Origin of the sequence: uncultured Thermus sp., from assembly GCF_938010445.1 — a bacterium.
GTDB lineage: Bacteria > Deinococcota > Deinococci > Deinococcales > Thermaceae > Thermus > Thermus altitudinis.
Genome location: NZ_CALLUR010000040.1, coordinates 1 through 9,860, shown reverse-complemented (window position 1 = coordinate 9,860; position 9,860 = coordinate 1). Strand labels below are relative to the sequence as shown.

General features: G+C 66.1%; 9 protein-coding genes. 3 read left to right on the top strand and 6 right to left on the bottom strand.

Annotation, left to right across the window (positions count from 1 at the left end):
- The 3 genes from Q0693_RS02235 to acnA form a co-directional block, all read left to right on the top strand.
- The coding region (locus tag Q0693_RS02235) for an efflux RND transporter permease subunit (protein ID WP_298628850.1) at positions 1 to 539 on the top strand (539 nt) is incomplete at its 5' end.
- 2 nt (positions 540 to 541) lie between these two features.
- Positions 542 to 1,354 (top strand): alpha/beta hydrolase, encoded by an 813-nt coding sequence (locus Q0693_RS02230; RefSeq protein WP_298628848.1) that lies wholly within the window; start codon positions 542 to 544, stop codon positions 1,352 to 1,354.
- An 80-nt stretch (positions 1,355 to 1,434) separates the two neighbouring features.
- On the top strand, positions 1,435 to 4,140 hold the full coding sequence (acnA, locus tag Q0693_RS02225) for an aconitate hydratase AcnA (RefSeq protein WP_243029409.1): 2,706 nt from the start codon (positions 1,435 to 1,437) through the stop codon (positions 4,138 to 4,140).
- A gap of 54 nt (positions 4,141 to 4,194) precedes the next feature.
- Here acnA and atpD read toward each other — a convergent pair whose 3' ends face one another.
- From atpD to Q0693_RS02195, 6 genes are all read right to left on the bottom strand, one after another.
- A complete protein-coding gene (gene atpD, locus Q0693_RS02220; RefSeq protein ID WP_243029408.1) occupies positions 4,195 to 4,866 on the bottom strand; it encodes a V-type ATP synthase subunit D in 672 nt (223 codons plus the stop codon).
- Positions 4,867 to 4,875: 9 nt separating this feature from the next.
- On the bottom strand, positions 4,876 to 6,312 hold the full coding sequence (locus tag Q0693_RS02215) for a V-type ATP synthase subunit B (RefSeq protein ID WP_015716781.1): 1,437 nt from the start codon (positions 6,310 to 6,312) through the stop codon (positions 4,876 to 4,878).
- 11 nt (positions 6,313 to 6,323) lie between these two features.
- Positions 6,324 to 8,060: a V-type ATP synthase subunit A gene (locus Q0693_RS02210; RefSeq protein WP_298628832.1), complete on the bottom strand. Its 1,737-nt coding sequence runs from the start codon at positions 8,058 to 8,060 to the stop codon at positions 6,324 to 6,326.
- Between the two features lie 12 nt (positions 8,061 to 8,072).
- Complete coding sequence (gene atpF / locus Q0693_RS02205; protein ID WP_243029503.1) at positions 8,073 to 8,387, bottom strand: V-type ATP synthase subunit F; 315 nt, start codon at positions 8,385 to 8,387, stop codon at positions 8,073 to 8,075.
- Between the two features lie 2 nt (positions 8,388 to 8,389).
- Positions 8,390 to 9,361, bottom strand: a complete 972-nt coding sequence (locus Q0693_RS02200) for a V-type ATPase subunit (protein ID WP_298628830.1) — start codon at positions 9,359 to 9,361, stop codon at positions 8,390 to 8,392.
- A gap of 3 nt (positions 9,362 to 9,364) precedes the next feature.
- Positions 9,365 to 9,860 (bottom strand): V-type ATP synthase subunit E (locus Q0693_RS02195; protein WP_298628828.1); only part of this gene is annotated, 496 nt, incomplete at its 5' end.

Below are 9,860 nucleotides of genomic sequence, written 5' to 3'. Positions count from 1 at the left end.
CGGGGCTGGGGAGCTTCACCGGGGAACTGGCCCGCCTGGCCCCCCTGGCCTTCGCCCTGGCCCTGGTCCTCAACTACCTGGTCATCGCCAGCCAGTTCAACGCTTGGCGCTACCCCCTTTACCTCCTTCTCCCCGTGCCCTTGGCCTTGGTGGGCGCCTTTTGGCTCACCTACCTTCTGGGCACGGGCCTGGACGTGATCAGCGTCCTGGGGGTAGTGATGCTGATCGGCCTGGTGACCAAAAACGCCATTTTGCTTCTGGACTTCGCCGTGCGGCGCATGCGGGAAAAACCCCTAAAGGAAGCCCTGGTGGAGGCCGCCCGGCTCCGTCTACGGCCTATCCTCATGACCAGCCTAACCGTGCTTATCATTAGCCTGCCTTTGCTTCTAGGCACCGGGGAAGGAGCGGAGTACCGTAGACCCTTGGGGGTGATCATCCTGGGAGGGCTCCTTTCCTCCACCCTCCTCACCCTCTTCGTGGTACCCGCGGCTTTCTACGCCTTTGAGCGCCGAAGCAAGGAGGAACCGGTCCTGCGGTAACCATGGTTGCCAGAAAGATCCTGATCCTAATCGGCCTGGGGGCCTTGCTCCTGGCCTTGGCCGTGGTGGGGGTGGCCTACTACTTCCTTAGGCCTTTGAAGGCCGAGCCCCTGGCCCAGGAGGCCCTCCAAGGGGGAGGCCTTAAGGTGCAGGAGGCGCCGTATGGCCTGGCCCTCATTCCTAAGACCCCCAAGGCCCTCCTGGCCTTTTACCCTGGGGCCCGGGTGGAACCCTTGGCCTACGCCCCGGTCCTGGCCCCCGTGGCCCAGGCGGGGTACCTGGTGGTCCTCCTCAAGGTCCCCTCCGGCATCGCCCTCTTGGGCAAGGAAAGGGCCTTGGAGGCCCACAGGGCCCATCCCCATCTTCCCCTGGTGGTAGGGGGGCATAGCCTAGGGGGCGTGGCCGCCGCCGAGCTGGCTGTCCGGGAGAAGCTCCCCCTTATCCTCTTCGCCAGCTACCCTGAGGAGGACCTCAGCCGGGAAACCCTCCCCACCCTAGCCCTCTACGGCACCGAGGATGGCCTTCTGCCCCTCGAGGAAGCCCGACAAAAGGCCCGGCGCTTACCCAAGAATGCCCGGGTGGTCTTCATAGAAGGCCTGAACCACGCGGGCTTCGGGGCCTATGGCCCCCAGAAGGGGGACCGGCCCGCGACAAGGCCCCGGGAGGCCCTTTGGCCGGAGATTGCGGAAGAGGTGCTCCTCTTCCTGGAAGGCTTGGACCTTACCGCACCACCCCCACCCCAGACACTCCATCGGGGAAGTGATATAGTGGGGAAAGCCGGGGCGGGCGCCCCCCCTCGGAACACTTCCCCCTAAAACCCACCCCTAGCCCAGCCCTGCCCACATCAGGGTGGCCCTGCCGTCTAGGGAAAGGGGGGGAAGGGAAAGGAGCACGCATGAAGGATAGCCTGCAAACGCTTAAGAGCCTTCACACCCCAAGCGGCACCTACGGGTACTTTGACCTTACGGAACTGGAGAGGAAGGGCCTTGCCGAGGTAAGCCGGCTCCCCTTCTCCATCCGCATCATGCTGGAAAGCCTCCTGAGAAACGAGGACGGCTACCAGGTAACCAAGGAGGATATTGAGGCCCTGGCCCGCTGGACTCCGGAGCCCGGGGAGATCAATGTGCCCCTGAAGCTGGCCCGGGTCATCCTTCAGGACTTCACCGGGGTGCCGGCGGTGGTGGACCTGGCGGCCATGCGGGACGCCGTGGCCGAGCGGGGCGGGGACCCCAGACGCATCAACCCCGTGGTGCCCGCCGATTTGGTCATTGACCACTCGGTGCAGGTGGACGCCTTCGGCACCGCCTACGCCTTCTTTTACAACGTGGAAAAGGAGTACGAAAGGAACCGGGAGCGCTACCTCCTCCTCAAGTGGGCCCAAGGGGCCCTGGAGAACTTCCGGGTGGTGCCCCCCGGCACCGGCATCGTTCACCAGGTGAACCTGGAGTACCTGGCCAAGGTGGTGATGACCCAGGAGGTGGAGGGCCTTACCCTGGCCTTCCCCGATAGCCTGGTGGGCACCGACAGCCACACCACCATGGTGAACGGCCTGGGCGTTTTGGGCTGGGGCGTGGGGGGCATAGAGGCCGAGGCGGTGATGCTGGGGCAGCCCTACTACATGCTGGCCCCCAAGGTGGTGGGATTCAAGCTCTATGGGGAGCTTCCCGAAGGGGCCACAGCCACGGACCTGGTCCTCACCATCACCGAGATCCTGCGCAAACACGGGGTGGTGGGCAAGTTCGTGGAGTTCTTTGGCCCCGGGGTGGCCAAGCTCTCCCTGGCGGACCGGGCCACCATCGCCAACATGGCCCCCGAGTACGGGGCCACCATGGGCTTCTTCCCCGTGGACGAGGAGACCTTGAACTACCTGAGGCTCACGGGCCGCCCTGAGGAGCTCGTCGCCCTGGTGGAGGCCTACACCAAGGCGGTGGGGCTTTTCCGCACCCCCGAGGCTGAGGAAAAGGTGCGCTACTCGGAAACCCTGGAGCTGGACCTCTCCACGGTGGAGCCCTCCCTGGCCGGCCCCAAGAGGCCCCAGGACCGGGTGGCCCTTAGGGAGGTGAAGGGAAGCTTCCTCGCCCACCTCACCAAGCCGGTGAAGGAACGGGGGTTTGGCCTTGGGCCGGACCAGCTTGGCCAGAAGGTCCTGGTCAAGCGGCACCAGGAGGAGTTTGAGCTCGCCCACGGCTCGGTGGTCATCGCCGCCATCACCAGCTGCACCAACACCTCCAACCCCACGGTGATGCTGGGAGCAGGGCTTTTGGCCAAGAAAGCGGTGGAGGCGGGGCTGGACACCAAGCCCTGGGTGAAAAGCTCCCTGGCCCCGGGTTCCAAGGTGGTGACGGACTACCTGGAGGCCAGCGGGCTTTTGCCCTTCCTCGAGGCCCTGCGCTTCCACGTGGTGGGCTACGGGTGCACCACCTGCATCGGCAACTCCGGTCCCCTGCCCGAGGACATCGCCAAGGCGGTGGAGGAGGGGAACCTGGTGGTGGCCGCGGTGCTCTCCGGGAACCGCAACTTTGAGGGGCGCATCAACCCCCACGTGAAGGCCAACTACCTGGCAAGCCCCATGCTGGTGGTGGCCTACGCCCTGGCGGGCCGCATGGACGTGGACTTCACCACGGAGCCCCTGGGCTACGACCCCAACGGCAAGCCCGTCTACCTCAAGGACATCTGGCCCTCCATGGAGGAGATCCGCCAGGCCATGGCCAAGACCCTGGACCCCGAGCTCTTCAAGAAGGAGTACGCCAAGGTCTTTGAGGGGGACGAGCGCTGGCAGGCCCTCCCCGCCCCCACCGGGGAGCTTTTCGCCTGGGACCCCGGGAGCACCTACATCCAAAAGCCCCCCTTCTTCCAGAACCTGGGCCAGCACCGGGTGGGGGATATCCGGGGGGCCAGGGTGCTTCTGGTCCTGGGGGATTCCGTGACCACCGACCACATCTCCCCCGCCGGGGCCATCCCCGTGAAGAGCCCCGCGGGCCAGTACCTGATCTCCAAGGGGGTCAAGCCGGAGGACTTCAACTCCTACGGCTCCCGGCGCGGCAACCACCAGGTGATGATGCGGGGCACCTTCGCCAACATCCGCATCAAGAACCTGATGCTGGATGGGGTGGAAGGGGGCTACGCCAAGAAGCTTCCCGAGGGCGATGTTGACTTTGTGTACAACGTGGCCCTGCGCTACCAAGAGGAGGGCACACCCCTTCTGGTGATCGCCGGGAAGGAGTACGGCACGGGCAGTAGCCGCGACTGGGCCGCCAAGGGTACCTTCCTCCTGGGCATCAAGGCGGTGCTGGCGGAAAGCTTTGAGAGGATCCACCGCTCCAACCTGGTGGGGATGGGGGTGTTGCCCCTGGAGTTCCTGCCCGGGGAGAACCGGGAAACCCTGGGCCTCACGGGCTACGAGGTCTACGACATCCTGGGGCTTGAGGACCTAACCCCCCGCAAAAAGGTGGAGGTGGTGGCGCGAAGGGAAGACGGCACGGAGGTTCGCTTCCAGGCCACCGCCCGCCTGGACACCCCGGTGGAGGTGGACTACTACAGGAATGGGGGCATCCTGCAAACGGTGCTCCTCAACATGCTGAAGGAGGCCAAGGCCCAGTAGCGAAGGGCAGGAAGGCCCCGGGGCTGTGCCCCGGGGCCTCCATTTAGGAGAGCGCTAAAGCCCTGCGCCGATCTCCAGGTGGGGGTTGGGGCGGCCCCCCTCCTCCTCCGCCTCCCGGGCCTCAATCTTGCCCTTGATGCGCTTCAGGCGGAAGGTATCCTCCCTTTCCCGTTGCTCCAGAACCTGCTGGATGAAGCGGATCTGGCCCCGGATTCCGGGAATCACCACCTGCTCCAGGGCGTTCACCCGGCGGGTGGTCTTCTTGATCTCCTCCCCGATCTTTTTGAGGCGGGTTTCCGTGTTGGCCACCTGGAACAGGGCCTCGGCGTAACGGCGGAAGGCCCGGGCGGCCTCCAGGGTGTAGGCGGGGGTGCCCACCGGGGAAAGAAGGGCCCCATCGGAAAAGGTGACCCTAAGCCTGGGCACCTTGCTCCCCCAGACGTTTTCCACCTCCGCCTCCACCTTTTCCAAGGGACGCACCCCCAGGGCCGCCGCGGCCACCGCCTCCGGCCCGTCAAAGGCCTGGGCCAGGAGCAAAGCCCCGTAAGCTTCCTGGGCCGCCTGGTTCAGGGCCTTGCGGGCCTCGAGGGCCTCCCGCACCAGGCCGAAGAACTCCGCCACCAGGGCATCCCGCTTCTTTTTGAGGAGGTCCACCCCCTTCTGCGCCAGGCGCATCTGGCCGCGCCGCTGCAGAAGGTTCATGCGGGTGGGGCTGACCTGGCTCATAGGACCTCCTTAGTCCAGGGCCTGGGGAGCGCCCCAGATCTCCTCCAGCTTCTGCCCGTAGTACTTGCCGATGTGGTCGCGGGAAATCCGCTTAAGCTCGCCCTGGGGCAGCATGGAAAGCAGGGCCCAGGCGATCTGCAGGCTCTCCTCAATGGAGCGGTTCTGCTGCCCCTGGTTGATGAAGTGCTTCTCAAAGGCGTCGGCGAACTGCAGGTAGCGCCGGTCGTTCTCCGTGAGGGCATCCTCGCCGATGATGGCCACCAGCTTACGGATGTCCACCCCGTTGGCGTAGGCGGAGTACAGCTGGTCGGAAACCTGCTTGTGGTCCTCCCGGGTCTTGCCCTTGCCCACGCCGTTGTTCATGAGCCGGGAAAGGGAGGGCAAGGGGTCAATGGGCGGGTAGATACCCTTGCGGTGGAGCTCCCGGGAAAGCTGGATCTGACCCTCGGTGATGTAGCCGGTGAGGTCGGGGATGGGGTGGGTGCGGTCGTCGTCGGGCATGGAGAGGATGGGGATCTGGGTCACGGACCCCTTCTTCCCCACCACCACCCCGGCCCGCTCGTAGATGGTGGCCAGGTCGGTGTACATGTAGCCGGGGTAGCCCCGCCGCCCTGGGATCTCCTCGCGGCTGGCCCCAATCTCCCGCAGGGCCTCGCAGTAGTTGGTCATGTCGGTGAGGATGACCAGCACGTGGTAGTCGTGCTCAAAGGCCAGGTACTCGGCCACGGTGAGGGCCATGCGGGGGGTGAGGATGCGCTCAATGGTGGGGTCGTCCGCCTTGTTGAGGAAGAGCACGGAACGGCTTAAGGCCCCGGTGCGCTCAAACTCCTGGATGAAGTAGGAAAGCTCCCGCTGGGTGATGCCCATGGCGGCGAAGACCACGGCGAAGGGCTCCTCCTTCTCCCCCTCCCCCGAGAGGTCCGGGCGCACCGTGGCCTGGCGGGCGATCTGGGCGGCGATCTCGTTGGCGGGAAGGCCCGAGCCCGAGAAGATGGGCAGCTTCTGCCCCCTAACCAGGGTGTTCATCACGTCAATGGTGGAAATACCCGTCTGGATGAACTCCTCGGGCTTCCTGCGGGCCACGGGGTTCAGGGGCAGGCCCACGATGGGCAGCCGCTTCTCCGGGGTAATGGGGGGCAGGCCGTCAATGGGCTTGCCGATCCCGTTGAAGCGCCGGCCCAGCATCTCCTTGGAAACCCCAAGCCGGGCCACGTCCTCCACCAGGCTCACGCTGGTGGTGGCCAGGTCCAGGCCCGTGGTCTCCTCAAACACCTGGATGACCGCATACTCCTCGGAAACCTCGATCACCTGGCCGCCGCGCACCCGGCCCGTGCCGTCCTTGATGTCCACGATGGCGCCATAGGCCAGGTCCTTGGCGTTTTCCACGAAGAGGAGCGGCCCCGAGATATAGGTGATGCCCGTGTATTCCTTCTTAAGAAGATCCATCCATCCCTCCTCTAGGCCAGGGCCTTGAAGGCCCCCTCGATCTCCTTCATGGCCTCCTCAAAGTAGCGGGGGAAGTCCTCCTCGCTTTGGTAGCGGGCCCGACCGATGCGCTCAATGACGGGAAGCCCCAGGATCTCGTCGATGCTCACCCCCCGCCGGATGGCCGCCTCCGCCTCCTTGTAGAAGCTGAGGATCATCTTCATGATGCCGTAGGCCTTGGGCATGGAGCAGTAGGCGTCGATCTCGTGGAAGGCGTTTTGTTGCAGGAAGTCCTCGCGGATGATCCGCCCCACCTCAATGACCAGGCGCTCGGCATCCTGGAGGGCATCGGGACCCACCAGCTGCACGATCTCCTGCAGGCCGGCCTCCCGCTGGAGAAGCTCGGAGATGGCGTCGCGAAGCTCGGGGTAGTCGGGGGCCACGTTCTCGCGGTACCAGGGGTCCAGGGCCGGGGTGAAAAGGGAGTAGGAACCATTCCAGTTAATCGCTGGGAAGTGGCGCCGGAAGGCTAAGGAGGCATCCAGCCGCCAGAAGGCCCCCACGATGCGCAGGGTGGACTGGGTCACGGGCTCGGACATGTCGCCGCCCGGTGGGGAAACCGCCCCCACGATGGTGATGGCCCCCTCCTCCCCCGCCAGGGTGATCACCTTACCGGAGCGCTCGTAGAAGGCGGCCAGACGGGCGGCCAGGTAAGGGGGGTAACCCTCTTCCGCGGGCATCTCCTCCAAGCGGCTGGAGATCTCCCGCAAGGCCTCGGCCCAGCGGCTGGTGGAGTCGGCCATGAGGGCCACGGCGAACCCCTGGTCGCGGAAGTACTCGGCGATGGTCACCCCCACGTAGATGCTGGCCTCCCGGGCGGCCACGGGCATGTTGGAGGTGTTGGCGATGAGCACCGTGCGGTGCATGAGGGGCCCACCCGTCTTGGGGTCGGTGAGCTCGGGGAACTCCACCAAGACGTCGGTCATCTCGTTGCCCCGCTCCCCACAGCCCACGTAGACCACCACGTCCGCGTTGGACCACTTGGCCAGGGCCTGCTGGGTCACGGTCTTACCGCTGCCAAAGGGCCCGGGGATGGCCGCCGTGCCCCCCATGGCCACGGGGAAGAGCACGTCCAGGATGCGCATCCCCGTGAGGAAGGGGGTGTTGGGGTCCAGCTTGCGCTGCACGGGGCGGGCCCGGCGCACGGGCCAGGTGTGGTAGAGCTTGAGCTGGGTGCCGTCCTCCAGGACCACCACCGGCTCCTCCACCGTGTACTCCCCAGCGGGCTTCACCTCCTTCACCCGGCCCTTCACATCCGGGGGCACCAGGATCTTGTGGGTGAAGTTGAACTCCGGCACCGTGCCCAGGACCATCCCCCCTCTGACCTCATCCCCCGGCTTGACCCTGGGGGTCCAGGCCCACTTCTTCTCCCGGTCCAGGGGGTGGACCACCACCCCCCGGGTGATGTAGATCCCGGTTCTCTCTTGGATGCGCTCCAGGGGACGCTGGATGCCGTCGTAGATCCCGTTCAGCATCCCTGGGCCCAGCTCCACCGCCAGGGGAAGCCCCGTGGAGACCACCGGCTCCCCCACCTTAAGCCCCGAGGTGTCCTCATAGACCTGGACGAAGGCGGTGTCCCCATCCAGGCGGATGATCTCCCCCACCAGGCCCTCGTGGCCCACCTTGCAAATGTCGTACATGCGAGCCCCGGTCATGCCCTTGGCAATCACCGCCGGGCCCGCAATCTTCTGGATCACGCCCTGGATCATCTTCCCTCCATTCTACAGCTTGATGTCAAAGCCTATGGTCCTTCGCACCAACTCCCGCATGTACCCCTCCACATCGGGGTTTTGGAAGGCGTCCCTCAAGCCCGCAAAGGGAAGGAGCACGGGGAGGTCCTTGCCCCGCATGAGCCTCTCCACCGCCTTTTCCGGCTCGGGAAGAAGCCCGCTGTCCACGGCCACCAGGGCATACCCCCCGGCCTGGACCAGTTCCTCCAACCGGGCCCGGGCCTCCTCGGCGCTGGAGGCGGGATACGCCTCGAGGCCCGCCAGGCGGAAGCCCTGGGCCGATTCGGGATCGGCGATCACCGCCACCTTCATTCGCAGACCACCTCCTCCTCCACCTGGGCCCGGGGAAGCCCGAAGTAGGCCCGCCGAGCCAGCAGCCTAAGCCGCATGGCCTCCCACTCCCTTTCCCTCACGTAGGCCAGGACCAGGCCCACCCCTAGGGGATCCGAAGCCCCCTTCCTGGCCTCCTTAAGGAGGACGCACCTTAGCCGCCTTTCCAGCTCCTTTAGGTCCCGCACGCCGGACAAAGGAGCAAAGGGCGTGCCCGCCAGCTCGTCCAAGACGGCGTAATCCCCCTCCAGGAGCCGGGCGAAGCGCACCCGGTCCACGAAGCGCCCACCCCGGATAAAGACGCTTTCCACCGGCACGTCCTGCCCCTGGAGCTTAAAGGCGGTGCGCAGGTTCTCGGCGTCCACCTCGAGGGCCAGGTGGTCCCGCAAGGCCGGCTCCTCCAGGGCCTTGGAGGCCTTGGCCACATCCTCAAAGAAGCGCTTGGCCAAAAGGGCCTCCACCCGGGAAAGGTCCTGGGTTTCCCGCAAAACCGCCCTCAGGGCCCGGGCCAAGGGATGGCCCGGTACGGACAAAACCTGGGCCATCCCCGCCGCATCCTGGGCCTCGTAAGCCTGCCGCCAGAAGGTTTCCTTGAGGGTGCCGGGCAAGAGGGCTATCTCCTCAAAGGGCTTGCCCGTGGCCTTGGCCCGGAGGAGGGCCTGCAGGTTGGTAAGGTCATTCCTTAGGAGGAGAAGCCGGACCGCCTCCCGGGCCTCCCCCGTAACCAAGCCCGCCAGATCCCCCACCAACCGGGCCTGGGTAAGGGCTACCGCCCGGTCCACATCCGGGAGGCCCTGGCCGGCCAGGTCCTGGCCGTAGACGCTCTCGGAAAGAAGGCGCAGGAAATCCGGGTAGGAAAGGTCCAGGGCCTCCTGGAAAAAGCTCTCCTTGAGAAGGGTACTCCTCCTGGCCCGCACCCGGGCGTTTAGGTAGCCGAAGTCGTCCGCCATGTTCTAGCCCCACACCACCTGGGCCACCTTGGAGGAAAGGGCATCCCAGGCCCGTTGCAAACGGCTTAGCAGGGCGTTTTCCACCTGGGTCCTGCCCCCCTGGCCGATGGCCCTTACCCCAAGGCGCAAGGCGGGATCCTCCCGGAGTTCCAGGCCCCGCTCCCGCGCCAGACCCTCGAGGTGGGGAAGGTTTTCGGGATGGGAAGCCAAGGCCTCGGGCTCGCCCAAGGCCGCAAGGGCCTCCTCCGCCAGTTTCCGCAAAACCCCTGGCCAATCGGGGCTACCCGGTAGGGCCATGAGGGCCTCCTGCACCTTTTCCCTCACCCGGGCCAGTACCTCCCCCTTGGCCTCGGTACGGGCTGTGGCCAGGAGGAGCTCCCCGGCGCTTTCGGCCCGGCGAAGGGCGGCTTGCAGGCTGGCCTCGAGGGCCCGCTTCTTGGCGGAAAGCAAGCCTTCGGCCTTGGCCCTGGCCTCGGAGACCAGGCTCTCCGCCTTGGCC